Here is a 20,920-nt window from a genome sequence, read left to right on the forward strand (position 1 = left end):
CATGACCGACCTCATCACCGTTGCTGACGTCGACCAGGCGCTCGGGCAGGGCTGGGCAGGCGACGGTGATGCGGTCCTCGCCGTTTCCATGGCAAATGCCTGGCTCACGGCCAAGATCAAACGCCCGGTGCCAGACCCGGTGCCGAATGCCATCGTTACTGCCGGCGCGCAAGTGGCCAAGCTGGCGGCGGCCGGCAAGCTCTACAAGGACACCCAGCGCGAGGTGCAGAGCAAGACGGTGTCGGCCCAGGCTGGCACTTCGACCAGCAAGACCTACGTCGCGGGATCTGTCGATCGCTCTGCTGGCGAGAACTTCGCCCTTGACCTTATCGCCCCGTGGATCAGGCGCACTGGCACCGTGATGCTCAAGAGGATCTGACCCATGGGCATGCGCGAAGAACTACAGGCCGAGCTGGCGGAAGCGTTCGACGATCCAGATGGCCTGGCCGATGCGGTGAAGCCCGTTGCAGGGAGCCGTATCGTAAAGGGCGGATATGACCCCGAGATCGGAGGCACCGTCCCTGCCTCGACCATCCATTACACCGGGCGCGGCGTGTTCGGCAGCTATCTGGCCAAGGAGATCGACGGGACCCGCATCCAAACCGAGGACGTGAAGCTGCTGGTGCTCCAGAACGAGATTTTCGAGGGGCAGGCCGGCGCTGTCACCGATGCCCCGGCGGCGCCCAAGATCGGCGACCAGGTGAGCGGGTACCGCGTGCTCAACGTTTCCGAGGACCCGGCTCAGGCTACCTGGACTATTCAGCTGAGGAAGTGACATGGCGCGCGGCTCACACATGGCCCAGCGATACGGCGGTCAGCAGGGCGGCTTCGCTGAAGCCATACGGGCGTTCGCTGAGCAGGCGGAGCAAGCCCTGGATGCTACCTTTCGCGAAATCGTGATCGAGATCGGCAGCAGCGTGATCCGCATGTCGCCGGTCGGTAACCCGGAACTGTGGGCGGCCAACGTGGCCCATCGGGCAAAGGCGACTAGGGCCGCCGACGACTACGACTTCAAGGTCGCGGTGCGCAACACCCTGATCAACCTCAATCGGGACAACTTCACCAAGGCCGGTAGGCTGCGCAAGGGCGTGAAGTACGCCAAGCACCTGACCAAGACCGAGCGTGAGCAGAACTTCGCTGTGAACGGCCTGGTTGCGGGTCAGGGTTACGTTGGCGGTCGGTTCCGGGGCAACTGGCAGTTCTCCATTGACTCTCCTGCGACCGAGGCGCTCGACCGGATTGATCCGTCGGGCAGCGCAACCATCGCTGAGCTCATGGCCCAGGTCCAGGCGCTGACCATCGGCCAGACCGCCTATATCGTGAACAACCTGCCATACGCCATTCCGCTCGAGTACGGACATTCTACGCAGGCCCCGGCCGGCATGGTCAGGGTGACCCTGGCCAATTTCCAACGCATCGTCGACGAAGCCATTAGGAACAACAGCGTATGAGCCAAGCAAGGGCCCGGCAGGCTATCGAGATCAAGCTGATGGCCTGGGCCACAGCGCGCCCGATCCGGGTCGCGAACTTCGAGCAGGCCTTCGAAGCTCAACCAGGTGAAACCTACCTGCAGGCTTTCCAGCTGCCGGCGGGCACCACCTGTCGCTACCTGGGTGGCGAGGCCTACGAGTACACCGGGGTCTACCAGGTCAGCATCGTTTGCCCGGCGGGCCAGCCTCTGGCAATCGCCGAGACCCTGGTAGGAGAGCTTTCGAGTCTCTTCCGGGTGGATTCGGAAATCAGCCGTAACGGCTTCGAGGGCCTGGTCACCGAACCAATTGACCAGGGCCCAGCCATCACCGAGTCGGCGACCTATACGGTGCCGGCCAGCTTCACCTACCGCGGTGTCGCGGACCAACCGCCCGCTGGGGCATAACCAACCGCCGCCCGGCGGGCTATCAAGAGGAAACAAACCATGGCCGCACGCTTCCCGCTGCCAAACGGCGCAGTGCTGGAGATTGCACGCGTCATCGGCGCTGCCGTCCCATTCACCGCGCTGACCAATGCGAAGCCTCCGGTGGCGACTGCTGCCGGTCACACCATCCAGAACGGCGACGTTCTGCTGGTCAACTCCGGCTGGGCGCTGATCAATGACCGTGCCGTTAAGGCATCCGCTTTTGCTGCTGACGCGTTCTCCCTGGCCGGCCTTGACACCAGCGATGTCGAGCGCTTTACCGCTGGTGCGGGTATTGGGTCCGTGCTGCCCGTGTCCGACTGGGTGCAGATTTCCAAGGTAACGTCTTTCAACTCGGCCGGGGGCGAGCAACAGTACGCTACTGTCGGGTACCTAGAAGACGACGATGACAAACAGTTCCCAACCAACCGCAACCCGACAACCCTGTCTATTGTGGTCGAGGACCAGCCCTCTGCGGCTTACGTTGAGGCCGTTGAAGGCTACGACTCTTCGAAAGAGCTCACGGTGATTCGTCTGAAGCTGCGCAACGGTGACCATATCCTGTATCCAGGCTACGTCAGCATCACTCCAGATCCCACAATGGAGCGGAACAACGTGATGACCCGCACCATCAGCGTTGGCCTGTCGGCTCGCTCGCTTCGTTACCTAGCTGGCGCGTAAGGAGCCCTCATGGCGAAGATCAAGATCGCACAGAACCCCACTTTCGCTGCTGTGGTGCAAGTTCCGCGCATTGGCGCCGAGCCCGCACCGGTGAAATTCCAGTTCCGCTACATGGACCGCGTGGCCCTGTCCGCAATGTTCGACCGCTGGAACAAGGCTCGCGATGCCTGGGCGGAAAAGGCCCAGAAGGACGGGGCGACTTGGGAGGAGGTCACCACCGGTGAAATCGCCCTGCAGGCCGAGCAGCTGGGCGACATCGTCACAGGCTGGGACTTGGAGGACGAGTTCAGCGCCGAGGCCATCGCCGACCTAGTGCGCACCTGCACCGGCGCACCGAAGGCAGTAATCGACGCCTACCAAGCCGCCTACAGTCCGGCCCGCTTGGGAAACTGAAGGCGGCGGCCCGGGCTTGCTACGAGCGCGGGCCGTCCGCTGAGCAACTGGCCGCGCTGGGGTTGACCCTTGATGATATCGAGGAGGAGGAGGTAGAGGTCTGGCCAGATGCATGGCCAGCCTTCCGCCTGTTCGATGCCATGGGCACGCAGTGGCGGGTTGGTCCTGGCGGGTATACGGGCCTGGACTACACCGCCATTCCCGCAACGGCCGCAATGCTCGGCATCAAGCACCGCGAACTCACCGACATTTTTCCCGATCTCCGCGTCATGGAGGTCGAAGCGCTGACGGTCATCTCCGAAGGTTGATGCTAAGTAGACTCTGCTACGAATGGATATCTATCCAGCTCTACCCAAATCGGCTTTGTGCTATATTCGCATAAAATCGTCAATTGAGAACGCCATGGCCGGCGCTACAGCAGCATCAAAATCCAAGCAAATCGCAGACAAAATCGAAGCGATGTCTATGGCGATAAAGCAAGGAGATCCATTCAATCTGTTCAGTTGGAAACAACTTGAGCGAGAGCTGGAAAGTATAAAAGGGCAGCCTGAAAATTATGGGCATTACCTACTGAATTCTGCGGCTCTATGGGGGATTCGCGGAGATGAGGCTGAAATTTCAAAATTTCTCAATATCTACGTAGGGAAGTTGGGGAAAGACTGGAACTGGCATGCAGTACGCGCCTCCTTGACTCCATTTCTTGGCAAGGCCGACGGTGTGGCGGAGATGCTGGAATTTGGATATCCGAAAGATAGTAGAGACGTTTTAGCTGCGGTTGCTGAACTGTGCACGCAATCAGGATTTTTTTTAAGCTCTAAAAAGATTTTGGATGATCTTCAAGAGTACGATCCGGAGTTTGCAGAAAATCTTGTAGTTTCAAATTTTAGCTTCGTCAAAAATGCAGCGCACTATATGCTCGAAAATGAGCTGGGCGAAATTAGCGTTGCTGAAAGAATTACTCATCTCTCGAAAGTGATGGTTTGCGAAGGGGTCCATCTTTCCAAGTACAATGTTATAGCAAACAAGTTCGGGATTACCTTTGAGTTTGCTGTCAATGCTGAGGTTGAGCGTTTAGTTGATCTTAATATGCTTATCTCAGATCGTTTGGCAGCAGATTTTTCGGACAGCCTCTCTCAGCATTTGAGTGTCGGTGTAGTACCGTGGGAGGATGTTTGAAATGCCAGTCGAGCATTCTGATTTTCTACGGTCTGCTGCTGACCTTGCTTCGTCCAGCGAGACGTGTGAGATGACGGCAAGGAATGCCGGTAGCAGGGCCTATTATGCTCTTTATCACAAAGCAAAACGTTTGCTGGAGGATAATGGAGCTAACCTCGTAAAAGTTGACAATGCTGGTAGTCATGAGAGTTTGATTTCCGCAATTGCCGTCCAAGGGGTTAAAGGTAAATCTATCGCTGAGTCATTGAGTAGGTTTAAGAGATTTCGCAACAATTGCGACTATGACTTGGATATTTCCATTTCCGCCAAAAAACTCGCACTGCAGTTAGCAGAGGCGAATCGTTTGGTGGGAATGCTCGACCGGCTAGAAATCAATCCATAACTCTTACCAGTTACCAGCTGGTAATCCATTCTCGCCGCCAGCTGAAAGCTGTTGTGCTACCAAACCCGCCTAGGCGGGTTTTTTATGCCCGGAGAAAAGTATGACTACCATTGCCTCACTTGGTCTTCAGATCGACTCCGGTGATGCCGTCGAAGCCAAGGACAACCTCGATCAGCTGACGGACGCCGGCAAGCGTAGCGAGGAGTCGGCTGGGCGAACCGGTCGCGCCTGGGAGACTGCCCTGGACAGCCTGCAGGGTGATACCCGGCAGATCGTGCAGGAGCTGCAGGCGCTCAACGCCAAGCAGACAGAGTTGGCGCAGCAGATGGCCACCGTGGGGCGCGCCGTTACCAGCGCATCCACGGCATTCAGCAGCGCCGCGGCGAACATGGGAGCTTTCCGGGCCGAAGCCGCGCAGGCGGGCAAGGTGCAGGAGGCGCTCACCACCGCCACTGATGCCGGTGCCCAGGCCGGCCGGCGCGCCGCTGAATCCGCCGACGAGCAGCAAGCCAGGATTCTGGCCGTGGCCAAGGCCTCGCTGGAGGCCAGTCAGTATGTGCAGTCGCTGAACAGGGCGACTGAGCAGAGCGCCGAGGTAACCGCCAAAGCGAACGCAGTGCTGTCGGACAGTGCCAGTCGTCAAGCGTCCATCAACAGCCGGGCCCAGGCCCTCATCGCCACGGAAGAGCGCCAGGCGGAGGCGGCGAAGAAGGCCACCGGCGCGCATCGGGAAGAAGGCCAGGCGCTTGAAGATCTGCTGGGCAAGATCGACCCGACCGTCGCGGCAATGGGCCGGCTGGACCAGATGGAGCAGAAGCTGAAGGGCTTCCGCACCAGTGGCGCACTCGACGCTGAGACTTTTGGCGAGTACCAAGCGAAGATCGATCAGGCGCGCACGGCCCTTGGCGGCGCCGATACCGCGCTGAACAAGACCGGGATGACAGCCAAGGCCACTGCTGCCGCACTGCGCGGCGTCCCAGCGCAATTCACCGACATCGTGGTGTCCCTGCAGGGCGGCCAGGCGCCGCTCACGGTGTTGTTGCAGCAGGGCGGCCAGCTCAAGGACATGTTTGGCGGAGTTGGCCCGGCCGTTCAGGCCCTCGGCGGCTATGTCATGGGCCTGGTGAACCCGTTCACCGTCGCGGCTGCAGCAGTGGGCGTGCTCGGGCACGCCTACTACTCGGGCAGCGAGGAGGCGGTGGGCTTCCAGAAGGAGCTGATCAAGACCGGTAATGCCGCCGGCACAACGGCGGATCAGATGTCGGGCATGGCGCACCAAGTCGCGGCTACGGTAGGCACCACCGGCGCGGCGGCTGAGGTGCTCACCCAGCTGGCCGGTAGCGGGAAGATCGCCTCCGAGAGCTTCGTCGAAATCACCGAAGCCGCACTGGAGTGGCGCTCGGCGACCGGTACAGCGGTCGAGGAGACCGTGGCCGAGTTCGTGAAGATCGGCAAGGATCCAGTGGCTGCCGCCAAGGACCTCAACGAGCAGTACAACTTCCTGACCGCTGCGACCTACTCGCAGATCGTTGCCTTGAAGGAGCAAGGCGACACTATCGGGGCTGCAAAGCTGCTCACCGATACCTACGTCGATACCATCAAGAACCGCAGCAAAGAAGTTACAGAGAACCTATCGATCTGGGAGCGCGGCTGGAAAGCCCTGCGTGGCGAGGTTGCTGCAACCGTAGATTCGGTCAAGAACATTGGCCGAGACCAGGATATCGCGAGTCGCATCGTAGAGACGCAACAACGCGCGGCTGCGGCGCAGAGCGCGGTGAACGGCGATCCTGACGACACCGCAGCTAAGCAAAAGCTGACGGATGCCAACCTTGAGCTCAAGGCTCTCATTCAGCAGCGAGACACGCAGCAGGCGATTGCCAAGGCCCGGGAACTGGATAGCCAGCGGCGGCAGGCGGCTATCGTGGCCATCGGCAAGATCGACGCTCTGGAGAAGTCCGCAAGGACCAACGCCGAGAAGCGCGCGGACGCTCTCAAGGAGTACAACAAGTCTCTTGATGCGATCCGCGAGGTCAACCCGAATGATGAGCGGCTCAAGCCCGAGAACATTGCTCGGGTTCAGACCGACATCGCCAAGCAATTCAAGGATTCAGCCGGGCGCACCACATCGGTCGATCTCTCCGGGTTCAACGACCAGAAAAACGCGCTGAGCGCCATCCTAGCCGAGTACAAGAACCACCAGAAGGAGTTGGATGCGGCGCAGAAGACCGGCCTGATCTCGCAGGAGTCGTACGCCGCCCAGCGGGCCGCAATCATCGAGCAGCAGAAGGCCGAGGTCACGAACGCCTACGAGGCCGAGATCACGGCACTGGAGGAGGCCAAGGGGCGCAGCAGTACCAGCGCCCAGCAGCGAATCCAGCTTGACCAGAAAATCGCGGATGCCCGCGCTGCCATGGTCAAGGCGCAGAAGGACGCCGACACTGAGCTTTCGGTGCTGGCGACCAATGAGCAGGGCCGGCTGGCCAAGCAGGCCAGGGCGGTGCAGACCTACACCGACGCCCTCGATCAGCAGGTCCAGGCGCTGAGGTTGCAGGGGCAGCGCGCCGCCGATGGCCTTGGGCTGGGCGACCGTCAGCGCAGTTTGCAGGATCAGCAGAACGGCATCACCGATCGTATGAACCAGCAGCGTCTGGACCTGGCCAACCAATATGGCGACGGCTCCCGCGGCATGAGCCTCGATGAGTACAACCAGAAGTTGGCGGCCCTGAGCAAGACCGAAAAGGACCTGCAGGAAACCACCATCGCCAACTACGACCAGATGAGCGCTGCGCAGGGGGATTGGCGCAAGGGGGCGTCGTCGGCTTTCCAGAACTACCTAGAGCAAGCGCGTGATGTCGCCGGGCAGACGAAAACCCTGTTCAGCAACGCCTTCAGCTCAATGGAAGATGCTGTCGTGAACTTCGCCATGACCGGCAAGTTCTCGTTCGCTGACTTCACCAAGTCGATTCTGGCGGACATGGTGAGAATCGAGACACAGCGCGCAGCTTCTGGCTTGCTCAGCAGTTTGGCTGGCTGGGGTGCTACGGCTGCCTCTGCGTGGTTCGGTGGCGGAACGACGTCCGCAGGAGCAACCCAGGCCGGGTACAGCCCGGAGATCATGGACAACTTCGTCTCCGGCCAGCGCGCTGGTGGCGGTCCGGTAGCAGCTAATTCGCTCTACCAAGTCAATGAGCTTGGGCCAGAACTGCTGAACCAGGGTGGTAAGACCTATCTGATGATGGGGGAGCAGGGCGGCACCATCACCCCGCTCGGCGCTGGGCCTGCTTCAACACTCGCTACCACGAACACTTCGGGCACGATGATCAGTGTGTCGGCACCGGTCAACGTAGCCGTCGCGGATCGAAGTGACGAAGGCATGGAGCTCGACCAGTCGCTGCTTCAGCAAAACATGCAGAAGCAGATGCAGCTGGCTGCCGAGAAGGCGGTTGCAGATTCTTGGCGACCCGGCGGAGTGAGCTACCGGAACACTAAAGGAGGGCGCTGATGGCCATCGAGACGTTCAGTTGGTCGACGCATCGCGGCGAAACACCAGACATCACCTACCGGGTCCGTGAGTCCAGGTTTGGCGGCGGGTACCGTCAGGTGGTGGGCGATGGACCCAACAACAAGGAGGACAGCTACCCGATCACCGTAACCGGCACGAAGGCCCAGGTCCGTAAGGTCATGGAGTTCTTCGACCGGCATGGCGGCGCGAAGGCCTTTCTGTGGTCTACGCCGCTCGGCGATTTGGGGTTGTTCACCTGCGCCGATCCCAAGCCCACGCCGGTGGGGGGCGGTCGATTCAAAGTCTCCGCCACCTTCGAGCGGGCTTTCCACCCATAGGGAGCGAGTATGTCGCTGATCAAGGACATTCAGACCCTTGAACCTGGCAACGAGGTACTGCTGTTCGAGCTCGATGGTATGGACTTTGGTGCTGACGTTCTGCGGTTTCACGGGCATGCGATACCACACACGGCAGAGGAACTGGCTGACGCTGGCGCTAACGCCGACCAGCTGCCGGCCAAGTCCATCTGGTGGCAGGGCAACGAGTACGGCGCCTGGCCGATGCAGATCGATGGTATCGAGGCAAACTCGGACGGTACCGCTGTGCGGCCCACGCTGGCCGTGGGCAACGTCAACGGGCGGATCACAGCCCTGTGCCTGGCCTTCGACAACCTGCTCGAGTTCAAGCTGACCATGCGCCACACGATGGCGCGTTATCTGGATGCGGTGAATTTCCCGGCAGGCAACCCGGAGGCCGACCCGACAGAGGAAGCCATCGAGGTCTGGTATATCGACCAGAAGGTGTCTGAGAACGGCACCACAGTGGCTTGGGAACTGGCCAGCCCAGGCGATGTTGGCGGCGAGACGATCGGCCGGCAGATGACCCAGCTTTGCCACTGGGCAATGACCGCTGGCTACCGTGGCCCGAACTGCGGCTACACAGGCCCCTACTACGACCTCGACGGTAACCCCACGGATGACCCGGCCAAGGATCAGTGCAATGGCTGCCTGGACTCAGGGTGCACAGTCCGCCACGGTCAGGGTAACCAGCTCCCCTTCGGTGGCTTCCCGGCCGTTTCCCTCATTGCACGGAGCTGACCATGCGAAAACACATCCTCGCCGCCGTGCAGGCGCACGCTGCGGCGGAGTACCCGCGCGAGTGCTGCGGGCTGATCATCGCTGTTGGCCGCTCCCACAGGTATATGCCGTGTGAGAACGCCGCCGTCGACCCTGTTGAAGAGTTCCGGATTTCGCCTGAGCAGTATGCTGAAGCTGAAGACCAGGGCGAGGTGATCGGCATCGTGCACTCACACCCTGACGCTGCCAGCAGGCCGTCACCGCGCGACCTGGCCATGTGCGAGGCCACCGGCCTGCCTTGGTACATCCTGTCGTGGCCGGAGGGTGATCTGCGGAGCATCACCCCGACCGGACACACGCCGCTGCTGGGGCGGCCGTTCGTGCACGGCGCATGGGACTGCTGGCAGGTCTGTGCCGACTGGTACAAGCGGGAGTGGGGCCTTGAGTTTCCGGTCTATGCCCGAGAGGAGGGATGGTGGGAGCAGGCAGACGGCCCAAGCCTTTACGAGCAGGCTTATGAGGCCGCCGGGTTCTACCAGGTCAGCCAGCCGCAGCGAGGCGACATGATCGTCATGGCCGTGGGGCGAACCGCGCACCCAAACCACGCAGGTATCTTCCTGGGTGGTGACGCGCGACTGCCCGAGGAAGCGGCTCGGTTTTTCGGGCCAGGGCCGTTCATGCTGCACCACTTGCTGGGGCGGCCATCGGAAATCATCGTGTTCGGCGGGCCCTGGCTCGACCGGATGCGCCTTGTGTTGCGTCATAAGGACGCAAAATGAAGCGGCTTGGCAGCAGCAGAGAGTGAGATGCAGCATGCCACAAGGGCGTATCAACCGTATGCGTTCGCTGAAGTCATCTTGCATGGCTTGGGCGCGCATCGACTTGGCTGATGCGCGCGAGACAGGATCGCCCTATGATTCGGTTAGTCCACGACTGATAATGCCTTGGATCTCAATATTCAAGGCAGGGCCAATAATGGACTACCGTGCAACTCGCTACGCCCTATTTGCCTTTCCCTTCTTCGTAATGTGCCAGCCAGTACAAGCATCGACGTGGCAAATTTGCCGTATGGAGCTACAGATCACTGATGTGTTGAAGCTTCCCTATCCAAAGCTACAGGCCCAGGTCGTGAAGGTAAGCCATGCATCGACCACGGCAGAATGCCCGGGAAAGGGGGCGACTATCACATTCGTACCGGAAACTGCTGATTACCAAAGCACGCTTCCACGCAGGCAGTGGCCCAAAAAAGGCCAGTTGATTCACATCAACTACCGATATCTGGATGGGACGTGTAAAGGCGATGGCCATCCCCATGAGTGCCGTATTGAACACTACCCCATAGCGGGTACTTGATAAGCGTCCGACGAACACATGTTCGCCACAAGCAGGTCGAAGAACTTGCGGTGAGCACGGGCCATGCAGCCAATTTCGGTGATAGCCATCCGATATTCCTTTGGGATGCGCTAGCCAGGGTTTTGGCGCTTCCTGTTGATGGTGGTAGATTGCCCGCATCAAAAAGGAGGGATTACATGCGAATTCTGATCGGTGCGATAGGGCTGGCGTTGCTGGCGGGGTGCGTGTCGCCAAGTGACCTTAAAGGCAATTCTCCTACAACTAAAGCCGTTACCAAGAAATCACCCAAGGAGTACGCGCTATGTGTATTCCCCCAATGGCAGGATGCTCGATCTGAAGCGACCATGTCAGAAACTCAGAATGGCTACCGTCTTGTCATAGCTGCGATGAACCTGACAGACGAACTACTTGAAGTATCGAGGACGGACGCGGGGAGCTCGGTTGTATTTTATCAACGTGTTCCGTGGATGCCCGGTGTTGGACGCTCCGCGATAGAGGGCGCGGTGAAATCCTGTCTTTGACGTAGTGTCACCTATCAACCGCCTTCGGGCGGTTTTTTATTGCCTGGAGGAAAGTATGGCCGCAACGGTAGCGCATTACGCGCAGATGACGACGATCAAGCTTTCCGGCTCGCTGGCCCAGAAATTTGGCCGCGCGCATCGCCGCCAGCTGGATAGTGGAGAGGGGTGGGAGGCTTTCAAAGCGCTACGCGTAACTCTTCCCGGATTTGTGGAGGAAATCAGGCGGCTTGATACCTTAGGGATCCGCTTTGCCGTCTTCCGCAACCGAAAAAACGTAGGCGCCGATGACCTGGGGCGCCGTGGCACCAAAGAGATTCGCATTGTTCCCGTGATTGGCGGGAGCAAGCGCGGAGGTCTTCTTCAGACGATCATTGGTACCGTAATCTTCGTTGCGTCTTTTTTCGTTCCTGGGATGCAAGGGTGGGGGCAGTCTCTCGGCGCATCACTCGCCTTGGGCGGCGTCATCCAGATGCTCAGCCCGCAGGCCAAAGGCCTGTCACAGAGCGCCGCCCCTGAAAACTTGCCGTCGTATGGATTCGGCTCAGCCAAAAACACCACCGCCAGCGGCAACCCAGTCCCGATCTGCATCGGCGAGCGCCGGTGGGGCGGGGCGATCATTTCGGCCTCCATCGAGGCACAGGACAAGGCCTAGGGCCTATTCAGCGTACAAACCGCCTCCGGGCGGTTTTTTGTTGCCCGGAGGAAAGCATGGGCCCGACAGATCACCTGGACATCACCGGCGGCAAGGGTGGCGGGAGCAAACCGAAGACCCCCGTCGAGGCCCCTGACAGCCTGCAGTCGACGAACATTGGCAAAATCCTACTGGCCGTGGGAGAAGGTGAGTTCGACGGTGCGCCGACCGATCGTGATATCTACCTCGACAACACGCCAATCATGGACGCCAGCGGCAACGTGAACTTCCCGGGTGTGAAGTGGGAGTGGCGCCCTGGCTCCGTCGAGCAGGACTACATCCAGGGTATTCCGTCGGTAGAGAGCGAGACCACCGTCAACGTCGAACTGCGCAGCGACAACCCATTCACCCGTGCGCTGAGCAACATCCAACTGTCGGCCGTGCGTGTGCGTATGTCCTGGCCGCGCCTAGCCCAGCAGGACAGCAGCGGCAACACCAATGGCTACCGCATCGAGTACGCCATCGACATTGCCACCGATGGCGGCGCGTACGTCGAGGCTCATCTGGGGGCGGTTGACGGCAAAACTACAAACGGGTACCAGCGCTCGGTGCGGGTGAATTTGCCGGCGGCAACGTCCGGGTGGATGATGCGTGTGCGTCGAATCACCCCGAATGCCAACAGCGGCACTGTGGCCGATACGATGACCATCGCTGGCTACACCGAGATCATCGACGAGAAACTGCGCTACCCAAACACGGCTTTGCTCTACATCGAGTTCGACGCGCAACAGTTCCAGAACATCCCGGCCGTGACCGTGAAGTGCAAGGCTAAGCGCTGGCCCGTGCCGACCAACTACGATCCGGTGACCCGCACCTACACCGACGTGTGGGATGGCACCTTCAAGCAGGCGTGGACCAACAACCCGGCGTTCGCCACCTATGGCATCTGCGTGGAGGACCGTTTCGGCTTGGGCAAGCGCATCAAGTCCTGGATGGTCGACAAGTGGGAGATGTACCGCATCGCCCAGTACTGTGACCAACTGGTGCCGAACGGGCAGGGTGGGCAGGAGCCCCGTTACCTGTGCGACCTGAACCTGCAGGGCCGCGCCGAGGCCTGGACCCTGCTGCGCGACTTGTCTGCCATCTACCGTGGCATGGTGTACTGGGCCCACGGCTCGCTGTTCATGCAGGCTGACATGCCGCGTGCGCAGGACATCGACTACGTGTTCACCCGGGCCAACGTCATCGACGGTGAGTTTGTGTACGGCGGCGCCGAGCGCAACACGCATTACAGCCGGGCCTTGGTCAGCTACGACAACCCGGCCAACAACTACGACACCGACGTCATCCCCGTGACTGACCTGGCGCTTCAGCGCCGGTACCGAGATAGACCGGTGGAAATCTCGGCGATTGGCTGCACCCGCGCCTCCGAGGCCCAGCGCCGCGGTAAGTGGGCGCTGCTGAGCAACAGTCAGGATCGCACCGTCACCTTCAAGACCGGCATGGAAGGCCGCATCCCGCTACCTGGTTTTGTCATCCCTGTGGCTGATGAGCTGGTAGCAGGCCGGCCGAACGGTGGCCGGATTACGGCGGCCGCTGGCCGGGTCGTGACGCTGGACCGTGACACACCTATCAAGGCCGGTGACCGCCTGATCCTGAACCTGCCAAACGGCACCGCCCAGGCTCGTACCGTGCAGTCCGTTTCTGGCCGCTCCGTGACGGTCACTACCGCATACAGTGTGCAGCCAGAACCCGAGTTGCAATGGGCGATCGACTATGAGGACCTGGCGGTCCAGCTGTTCCGCGTCCTGAAAACGACGCGCACCCAGGAAGGCGAGTACGAGATCACCGCCCTCGAGTTCAATCCGAGCAAGTTTGCGGTTATCGACACTGGTGCCAAGCTGGATGAGCGCCCGATCAGCATCATCCCGGTGACAACCGTGCAGCCGCCGGCCAGCGTGACGCTGACGTCGGCCTATGCTGTTGACCAGGGTATCGGCGTCAACACCATGACGATCGCCTGGCCGGCAGTACAGGGCGCAATTGCTTATGACGTCGAATGGCGGAAGGACAATGGTAACTGGGCTCGAATTCAGCGCACCGGTGCGACTTCGGTCGATGTGGTAGGGATTTACGCGGGCGCTTACCTTGCCCGTGTGCGTGCAGTCAGCTCGTTCGACATTACCTCGATTTGGCGCGACTCCACGCTGACGCAACTGAAGGGAAAGGAGGGGCTTCCCCCCGCGATTGCATTCCTCACCACGACACCACTGGTATACGGGACTCGTCTGAGTTGGGGCTTTCCGGCTGGCGCCGAAGACACCGAGCGGACGGAGATCTGGCAGAGCGCGACGACCAGTCGCAACGACGCCACCAAACTCGGCGACTTCGCCTATCCGCAGGCTGAGCACGAAATCCACGGTCTTGCCGCGGGCGTTTCCTTCTTCTACTGGGCGCGCTTGGTGGATCGGAGCGGGAATGTCGGTCCATGGTATCCAACTGGTGTCGGGGTGAACGGCCAATCCAGCAGCGACCAATCGGAATACGAGGAGTACTTCAAGGACAAGATCACCAATGGCGCTCTGTATCCGGAGCTGCGGGAAGAGATCGAACTGATCTCGGGCCCGCCAACGCTCGACGGTTCTGTGGCGCAGAGAGTTGCAGCCGAAGCGACGGCGCGCACCCAGGCGATCGACGCCGAGGCGGCGGCGCGTGCTCAAGGCCTGTTGGCCGAGGCCCAGGCGCGCGGTACCGCAATCACCAGCGAGGCGCAGACTCGCCAATCGGCGGATGCCGCCTTGGGCCAGCGCATTGACACTCTCACTGCCTCGACGGGCGATAATGCTGCAGCCATTCAGACGGAGATCACCGCGCGCACCAATGCCGACACGGCTCTGGGGCAACGGATTGACACCGTTGCGGCCAGCAGCGCGGCCAATTCGTCGGCAATCAGCAACGAGATCACGGCGCGAACCAACGCGGACTCGGCCCTGGCTTCGCAGATTGCAACGATCCGGGCCGAGTCTGGTGGGTTCGATACCGCCCTGAACTACGGCTTTGCTTCGACCGTTGAAGCCTGGTCGGGTACCCGCTGCAGCCTGGTAGTGGAGAATGGGCGTCTGATCGTCACCAACACTGACATCAGCGCCTACCTCAACAGCCCGGTTGTGTCGATCAACGGCCGCGATCATGACCGCGTTCGCTGCAGGATCACTCGCCGAGCCGGTACCGGCTGGAACGGGCAGATCACCTACGTGACAGCAAACCACGCCTCGAGCACGTCGTACCGGAAAGTCATCCCGGACCCAGGCCTGGCGGTCGGTCAGAGCATGGTGCTGGAGTGGGACATGTCGCAGCTGACTGCCGGCGGGTCCGACTGGTCGGACAGCACGGTCACCAGGTTTTACCTGTGGCTTAGCGCGTCGGCTGGTGATGTGTTCGAAATCGACTGGATCGCTGTGGGCCAGATCGCGCCCTCGGCGTCCGTGGCCTCCGTTGTGGAGGAGCGCACCGCCCGGATCAGTGGTGATGAGGCGAACGCTTCGGCCATCATGGGCGTAAGCAGCAGCTTGCAGACCACAAACGGAAACGTGACGGCTGCGCAGCAGGCTGCCCAGGCGGCATCCGACAAGGCAGGCGGCAAAGGGGAGGTGATCTACAGTAGCACCGAGCCGGCAACGGACAAGCGCCTGGCGCAGAATCTGTGGATCGATACCACGGGGGCGGCAAACACGCCGAAGCGCTGGACCGGGGCCGCCTGGGTGGCGGTTACCGACAAGGTGGCCGCCGATGCAGCGGCTGCTGCGGCCAGCGCACTTGCTCAAATGGCGGCCAAGGCTGATGCCTCTGCGCTGCAGACGTTGCAAACTGCAGTCACCAACCAAGGCAATACGCTGACCTCTCAAGGCACCTCGATTACTCAAATCAAGGCGTCCATCGGCCAGCAACCTGACAACCTGATCCTGCGTGGCAGTTTCGAGGATGGCCTGACTGACCCTTGGACCGGTGATGCCCGGATAACCAACGTCTCGGCGCATCCCTCCGCCGGAAAAGGCGTGTCGTTCTATACGAACAGCTTCTGCGGGGCGGCAGCAAACGTAGTGACTGCTGGCGGCGAGCAGTTCGACCTGTCGGCAGATATCTGGCCGGGCTACATGACCGCTGGCCAAACTGCCCGGCTGCAGATGCAGTTCTTTGACAAGGCCGGGACCAACCTGGGCTATTTCAACGCATTCTCGGTAGTGGCTGCGGCGACAGGATTCAAGTCTCACGCCGGGCGCATTACTGCGCCGGCGGGAGCCGTATCGGCGCGGTTTTTAACCCGTACTGAACCGGCGGACGGCACAGGTCGATCGCTGTGGTGCAACATCGTCGCGCGCCGCGTCACCGCTGCCGATACAGCGAACGCGGATGCCATCAGCACCCTCGGCGCGAGTGTCACCCAGCAAGGCAACACGCTGACCAGCCAGGGCCAGGCTCTGACGCAACTGCAAAGCAGTGTGGGAGGAATTGGGGGGAACGGCGCCAATCTGCTCGACAGTGCCTACAGCTGGCTGACTTCGGCCGCGTTGCCAGTCACTGGGGGCGCGTTGTTGACCAAGACTGGGGTGGCGGTGCCCGAGGCTGACTCCGGGTTCGGCTACTCCCTGGAGGCAGACACCGACAGCCTGTTTTCGTACATCGTGCTAGCTCCGACCAACAATCCGGCGGCCTTCAACATCCGGGTTGAACCTGGTGTTTACCTTGTGTCGATGTATGTGAAAGGCGGCACGGCCGGCTCAATGATGGTCAACCTGTACAACGGAGTGACCTCTCGATCGGCGACCCAGCCGTATACCACCGAGCGTACGCGCATCACGTTCCCAATCACCATCACGGAAAGCGGCAAGGTCGGTCTACTGATCTACCCGAACCGGCATGCAGCGCCAAACGCCTCGATGGTGGTGGACTCGATCATGGTCGAAAAGCGGGTCGGAGAGAGCAACACCCCGTCACCGTTTGTCGCTGGGCCTAGCGCCCGGGCGGTAACCGCTCAGGCTACTGCGATCAGCCAGATGGACACGGTTGTGAAGCAGCAGGGCACGGCAATCACCGCGCAGGCCAGTCGCCTGGATGGGCTGTATGTCCAGGTGAACCCGGAAATGGAGGGTGATGCGTCCGGCCTGGCCGGCGCTACGGGCAGCCTGGTCGGCGTCTGGTCGGAGCAATCGGTACGGATTGAGGAAGGCATTGCGACAGCCAAGCGCCTCGATGCGGTGCAGTCCCAGGTGGGTGATGTGAGCGCCGCCGTGCAGTTCATGAGCGAAACGGTTGCCGGCGTTGATGGCCGGGTATCGGCCATTTCATCGTGGAAGACGCAAACCAACGCCAATGGCCGACTGGTACAAACCGGCATCGTCCAGGGTAGCAATGGCGAGGTGAGCGAAATCTTGATGATGGCGCAACGGGTGGCCTTTATCGACGGCGTAGACGGCAACGTGGTGCCTGGATTCGTGATGGAAAACGGCCAGGTGGTGATGAATACCGCGCTGATCAGCAAGGCATTCGTGCAGGAGTTGGTGGCCGGCCTGACGATCAGGTCAGAAGCCTTGAACGCCCAGGGTCTGCCGCTGCTGGAAATCAACTTCAAGGCGGGTACGTTCATCTTGCGCGGGCAGGACGCATCCGGTTCAACGCTGCTGAATAACGGTGGCTTCTATGTCTACGACGCCAACGGTGTTGAGCGGACCGCGATTGGCCGCCTCAGCTAAGGAGTATGCATGGCGCAATATGGCATCCGAGTATCTAACTCGAATGGTGTTGAAGTGTTCGGCATGGGTGATTTCACCCTGCAGAAAATGGCATCCATGATATTGCCCGGGCGGCCGCGCACGTATGGGGATGGGGTCAGGCGCGATTATATCCTCATGGATGTGCCCGGCTATGACCCCGCCACTTGCTTTGTAATGATTACACCACGGGCTTATGCAGGTTATGCCCAGCCAGGCTACCCCGACAACTGGGGTTATTTGCCGACGTACAAAAACCTAGGAGGCACCCTTATAGGGATTTACACCTATGTCAATTACCGACAGCCGACCAACGTGGGGAGTAACTACCGCGATAAATGGGTGGAGCACACTGTCGAGTGTGTGGTTGAAGCGGTGAGGGCCATTTAATGAGCAGTTATGGTTTTTCTGCTAAGAACAACTATGGATCGGTCACCATTAGCAGTGAGCGTAAAGTGTTGGTGTTTTCGGAAAGGGGAACCCTGAACATTACGTCTCGCTACACCGATCAGGGTGGCTATGGGGAGGCGGTGTTTATCAAGCCGATTCGTACCCAGGAGCCGCCGCAGGTGTTTATTCGCCATGTCAGCGGCCTGCACCCGAACCTTGGCCTTACCGCCACCATCAAGGGCGGGCCGGGGGCTTGGACAGGCTTTGCCCTAAACTCGGCGGCATCCGGCGGCAATACACTGCAGAATTTTCTGATTGAGTATGTGGCCTGCAAGTTTTCCGATACTGCTGAGACTTCGGGCTACGGTATGAATATTCGGGACGCGAGTGGTCAGATAGTCTTTTCCACCAAGGATAAGCCGGTGCGATACGGTAAGTTCGCTACTGCATGGGAGCAAACCTATTTTGGTGCCACCCAGTTTATTTTTACACCCAACGTGACCATAGAAGCCGACGACTTTATCTGTATTTCGGCCATTGATCGTGGCGTAAATTGGTTTGCGCAAAAGGCGCAGTTTGCCGGAATGAATATTCTGGCGAATGGGCAACCCAATATGAACATCTATTGCCAGGTCATGACGTCCGGCGGTGATTGGTATTACGACGGCACCGCCGGTACGACATTGGGCGTGGCCGTTTGCAAGTTTCCAGAGTCGCGGTACTACAATTAAGGGCACAACATGGCCAAGCAAGTTATTAACCTTGGGTCGGCGCCGAATGGCGTTGGCGGTGACGACCGTCGCAGCGCCTGGCTCAAAGCCATCGCCAACTTTGACGAACTGTACAGCTGGATTGCCACGGGGTTTCAGAAGGGCAACATTCTCGGCGCCGTCAGCCAGGCTGGCGGTGTGCCCACAGGCGCGCTGCTGCAGCGCGGCTCCAACGCCAACGGCGAATTTATCCGCCTGGCTGACGGCACCCAGGTGTGTTGGGGCGTTATTACGGTGCCGAAACAGGCCTTGAACAGCGCCGCCGCCGGCCGGGCCACCATGCCGGTGGCTTTTGCTACAGCGCCGCGCATCCTCGCCACGGCGCTGGGGTCGATCGGGGCGAGTGGTAACCAAGCCGCGATTGGTGAGCAGGCTTACAACGGCATCTGGTGGAGTGCAACCACCACCCTGGTTTATGCCGATTCCTGGTCCTATCGCTTCGCTACAGCGTCCGACGTTCAGTATCAATACATTGCCATTGGCAGGTGGTTCTAATGCGTATCCAGTTAAGCCCAGTGCTGCCGATCGCCCCGGCCTCGCTGACGATCTACAAGCAAGGCGACAGCCTGACCATCAACGGTCTGACCCTGGACTTTTCCGCGCTGCCGGATGGCGCCACATTGCCGGCCGAGGCGACCGGTTGCCCTTGGGTGATTGCGCCCGTCGAGCGCGTGGATGGCCAGCTGGTGCTGTTGCTGCAGCTGCCCATTCCGATCGATGCCAGCCAGGAGGCGCGTTTTCCGCGTGACATTGTGTCGCCGGCTGATGGTCTGGTCGCGCTGCCGATCCCATCCGCCCAACAGTCGGCGCCGGCACAGGGCTTTGCTGCGATCGACTGGGGTCAGCTGGTGACCGCCGAGCATAAGGCCCAGGCGGCCAATGAGCAGCTGCGGGCGACCGCTGCCGCCGAGATTGCCCAGCGCCGGGCGGCGGCCGATGCGGCCATTGCGCCTTTGCAGGATGCCGTTGAGCTGGACGACGCGACCCCGGCCGAAGCCGAGGCCCTGAAAGCCTGGAAGCGCTACCGCCTGACGCTCAGCCGGCTGCCTGAGCAACCCGGCTACGCCACCACAATCGACTGGCCAGCACCACCGGCCTGACTCGCATAGACACCCAACTCACCGCCGCCCGGCGGTATTTTTTTGCCCGGAGAAAACCCATGCCGTTCATCGTCATCAACAACAGTAACAACTTCGATCCGATCCACCAGATCGAGTACGCCACGGAACAGGAAGCGGATGCCGCGGCCCGCAAACTGCTGGAGGAGCAGCCAGCTGCGATCGTCCGCACTGCCCAGGTGCTCAAGCGCTACAAGGCTCAGGTTACCGTCTCCGTGGAGGAAGCTGCAGGTCAACCAGTACAGGAGGTCACTGAATGACTACTCCCCGCGGTGTACGCAACAATAACCCCGGCAACATCGATTTCAACCCACGGAACGCCTGGCAAGGCCAGCTGGGCATAGAGGAGGGCGTGGCCAAGCCGCGCTTCGCCAGGTTCGACCAGGCCGAGAACGGCATCCGCGCCCTCGGCAAGCTGGTTATCAACTACCGCGGCAAAGACGGCCTGCCTGGAGTGGGCGAGAAGGGAATAGATACCGTGCTGGAAACCATCAGCCGCTGGGCGCCGAGCAGCGAGAACGACACCCAGGCTTACGCTGCAGCAGTGGCCAAGCGCATCGGTGTGCGACCCACCGACCCGATCAACATCAAGGACCCGGCCACGCTGCGCGGCATGGTGCTCGGCATCATCGTGCACGAGAACGGCGGCAACCCGTACCCGGATCAGGTGATTGACGAGGGTGTGCGGAGGGCGCTGGCGTGATTCGGCTCGGTGCGGTACCTGCCTGGTGCTGGTGGCTGCTCGCCTTGGTACTGGTCGCCGGCAGCCAGCAGTACCGAGTAGTGGTTGCTGACGGGGCTGCGGCTGATGCGCGCGCGGAAACTGCGCGGTCCGAGAAGGTCTTGGCCGACTACCGCCTTGAGGTGGCCGAGCGTGACCGGCGCGCCGCTGCCCAGGCCAGAACCGAAGAACAGCGCCGCCAAGCCGTGGCGGACGAGGAGGGTGAGAGTGCGCGTAATAAATTGGAACTGGCCCAAGACCGCGCCGATGCTGCTGAGTCTGCTGCTGGTGGGCTGCGCGGTGAGATCGCCCGACTGCGGGCCGGTCACCGAGCCACCTGCGACACCATCGCTGCCCAGCAGCGCCAAGCAGGAACCTCTGCCGTCGTGGTGCTCGGGGGATTGCTTGAAGAAGCTGACCGAATGGCGGGAGACCTCGCGACGGCGCTTGAGCGAAGCCGAATAGCCGGCCTGGCATGCGAGGCGGTGATCGACGGTTTTGGAAAGTTCTCTCCATAGCAAGGAAGCAGGGAAGCAGGGAGGCA

At 60.8% G+C, this 20,920-nt stretch carries 23 protein-coding genes; all 23 read left to right on the forward strand.

Annotated elements, in window-relative coordinates; all coding sequences use genetic code 11:
- The first annotated feature begins 1 nt into the window (after nucleotide 1).
- On the forward strand, nucleotides 2-379 hold the full coding sequence (locus tag CAF92_RS01710) for a hypothetical protein (RefSeq protein ID WP_085598755.1): 378 nt from the start codon (nucleotides 2-4) through the stop codon (nucleotides 377-379).
- Nucleotides 380-382: 3 nt separating this feature from the next.
- On the forward strand, nucleotides 383-775 hold the full coding sequence (locus CAF92_RS01715) for a hypothetical protein (RefSeq protein WP_085598757.1): 393 nt from the start codon (nucleotides 383-385) through the stop codon (nucleotides 773-775).
- A 1-nt stretch (nucleotide 776) separates the two neighbouring features.
- Nucleotides 777-1,451 (forward strand): hypothetical protein, encoded by a 675-nt coding sequence (locus CAF92_RS01720; protein ID WP_085598759.1) that lies wholly within the window; start codon nucleotides 777-779, stop codon nucleotides 1,449-1,451.
- Nucleotides 1,448-1,876: a phage tail terminator-like protein gene (locus CAF92_RS01725; protein WP_085598761.1), complete on the forward strand. Its 429-nt coding sequence runs from the start codon at nucleotides 1,448-1,450 to the stop codon at nucleotides 1,874-1,876. Before CAF92_RS01720 ends, CAF92_RS01725 begins: the two co-directional genes overlap by 4 nt.
- Before the next feature lie 39 nt (nucleotides 1,877-1,915).
- Complete coding sequence (locus tag CAF92_RS01730; protein ID WP_085598763.1) at nucleotides 1,916-2,575, forward strand: phage tail protein; 660 nt, start codon at nucleotides 1,916-1,918, stop codon at nucleotides 2,573-2,575.
- Nucleotides 2,576-2,584: 9 nt separating this feature from the next.
- Entirely contained in the window at nucleotides 2,585-2,968 is a 384-nt protein-coding gene (locus CAF92_RS01735; RefSeq protein ID WP_085598765.1) for a phage tail assembly chaperone, read from the forward strand.
- Nucleotides 2,969-3,030: 62 nt separating this feature from the next.
- The gene (locus CAF92_RS01740) at nucleotides 3,031-3,276 is read left to right on the forward strand and encodes a DUF1799 domain-containing protein (RefSeq protein ID WP_085598768.1); all 246 of its coding nucleotides are present in this window, start codon (nucleotides 3,031-3,033) and stop codon (nucleotides 3,274-3,276) included.
- Nucleotides 3,277-3,370: 94 nt separating this feature from the next.
- Entirely contained in the window at nucleotides 3,371-4,144 is a 774-nt protein-coding gene (locus CAF92_RS01745; protein ID WP_085598770.1) for a hypothetical protein, read from the forward strand.
- A gap of 1 nt (nucleotide 4,145) precedes the next feature.
- Entirely contained in the window at nucleotides 4,146-4,526 is a 381-nt protein-coding gene (locus CAF92_RS26305) for a hypothetical protein (RefSeq protein WP_143516050.1), read from the forward strand.
- A 100-nt stretch (nucleotides 4,527-4,626) separates the two neighbouring features.
- The gene (locus tag CAF92_RS01750) at nucleotides 4,627-8,028 is read left to right on the forward strand and encodes a phage tail tape measure protein (RefSeq protein ID WP_085598771.1); all 3,402 of its coding nucleotides are present in this window, start codon (nucleotides 4,627-4,629) and stop codon (nucleotides 8,026-8,028) included.
- Nucleotides 8,028-8,366: a phage tail protein gene (locus CAF92_RS01755; protein ID WP_085598773.1), complete on the forward strand. Its 339-nt coding sequence runs from the start codon at nucleotides 8,028-8,030 to the stop codon at nucleotides 8,364-8,366. Before CAF92_RS01750 ends, CAF92_RS01755 begins: the two co-directional genes overlap by 1 nt.
- 9 nt (nucleotides 8,367-8,375) lie before the next feature.
- Nucleotides 8,376-9,125, forward strand: coding sequence for a phage minor tail protein L (locus CAF92_RS01760; RefSeq protein WP_085598775.1), 750 nt, complete (start codon nucleotides 8,376-8,378; stop codon nucleotides 9,123-9,125).
- Between the two features lie 2 nt (nucleotides 9,126-9,127).
- On the forward strand, nucleotides 9,128-9,883 hold the full coding sequence (locus CAF92_RS01765) for a C40 family peptidase (RefSeq protein WP_085598777.1): 756 nt from the start codon (nucleotides 9,128-9,130) through the stop codon (nucleotides 9,881-9,883).
- 750 nt (nucleotides 9,884-10,633) lie between these two features.
- On the forward strand, nucleotides 10,634-10,978 hold the full coding sequence (locus CAF92_RS01775) for a hypothetical protein (protein ID WP_085598780.1): 345 nt from the start codon (nucleotides 10,634-10,636) through the stop codon (nucleotides 10,976-10,978).
- A 55-nt stretch (nucleotides 10,979-11,033) separates the two neighbouring features.
- Nucleotides 11,034-11,630, forward strand: coding sequence for a tail assembly protein (locus CAF92_RS01780; RefSeq protein WP_085598782.1), 597 nt, complete (start codon nucleotides 11,034-11,036; stop codon nucleotides 11,628-11,630).
- Nucleotides 11,631-11,686: 56 nt separating this feature from the next.
- On the forward strand, nucleotides 11,687-17,359 hold the full coding sequence (locus CAF92_RS27765) for a DUF1983 domain-containing protein (RefSeq protein ID WP_085598784.1): 5,673 nt from the start codon (nucleotides 11,687-11,689) through the stop codon (nucleotides 17,357-17,359).
- A 9-nt stretch (nucleotides 17,360-17,368) separates the two neighbouring features.
- The gene (locus CAF92_RS01790; RefSeq protein WP_085598786.1) at nucleotides 17,369-17,767 is read left to right on the forward strand and encodes a hypothetical protein; all 399 of its coding nucleotides are present in this window, start codon (nucleotides 17,369-17,371) and stop codon (nucleotides 17,765-17,767) included.
- On the forward strand, nucleotides 17,767-18,498 hold the full coding sequence (locus tag CAF92_RS01795; protein WP_085598788.1) for a hypothetical protein: 732 nt from the start codon (nucleotides 17,767-17,769) through the stop codon (nucleotides 18,496-18,498). The genes CAF92_RS01790 and CAF92_RS01795 overlap by 1 nt, the downstream gene beginning before the upstream one ends.
- 9 nt (nucleotides 18,499-18,507) lie before the next feature.
- Nucleotides 18,508-19,032 (forward strand): hypothetical protein, encoded by a 525-nt coding sequence (locus CAF92_RS01800; RefSeq protein ID WP_085598790.1) that lies wholly within the window; start codon nucleotides 18,508-18,510, stop codon nucleotides 19,030-19,032.
- Nucleotides 19,032-19,637, forward strand: a complete 606-nt coding sequence (locus CAF92_RS01805; protein WP_256573604.1) for a tail fiber assembly protein — start codon at nucleotides 19,032-19,034, stop codon at nucleotides 19,635-19,637. The genes CAF92_RS01800 and CAF92_RS01805 overlap by 1 nt, the downstream gene beginning before the upstream one ends.
- Before the next feature lie 59 nt (nucleotides 19,638-19,696).
- Nucleotides 19,697-19,915: a hypothetical protein gene (locus CAF92_RS01810; protein ID WP_046615166.1), complete on the forward strand. Its 219-nt coding sequence runs from the start codon at nucleotides 19,697-19,699 to the stop codon at nucleotides 19,913-19,915.
- Nucleotides 19,912-20,358 carry a structural protein P5 gene (locus tag CAF92_RS01815; RefSeq protein ID WP_046615167.1) on the forward strand — a complete coding sequence of 149 codons (447 nt, stop codon included), beginning with the start codon at nucleotides 19,912-19,914 and terminating at the stop codon, nucleotides 20,356-20,358. Before CAF92_RS01810 ends, CAF92_RS01815 begins: the two co-directional genes overlap by 4 nt.
- Nucleotides 20,355-20,894, forward strand: coding sequence for a DUF2514 family protein (locus CAF92_RS01820; protein ID WP_085598791.1), 540 nt, complete (start codon nucleotides 20,355-20,357; stop codon nucleotides 20,892-20,894). Before CAF92_RS01815 ends, CAF92_RS01820 begins: the two co-directional genes overlap by 4 nt.
- The last annotated feature ends 26 nt before the right edge of the window (nucleotides 20,895-20,920 follow it).

Source organism: Pseudomonas sp. B10(2017), assembly GCF_002113295.1.
GTDB lineage: Bacteria > Pseudomonadota > Gammaproteobacteria > Pseudomonadales > Pseudomonadaceae > Aquipseudomonas > Aquipseudomonas pudica.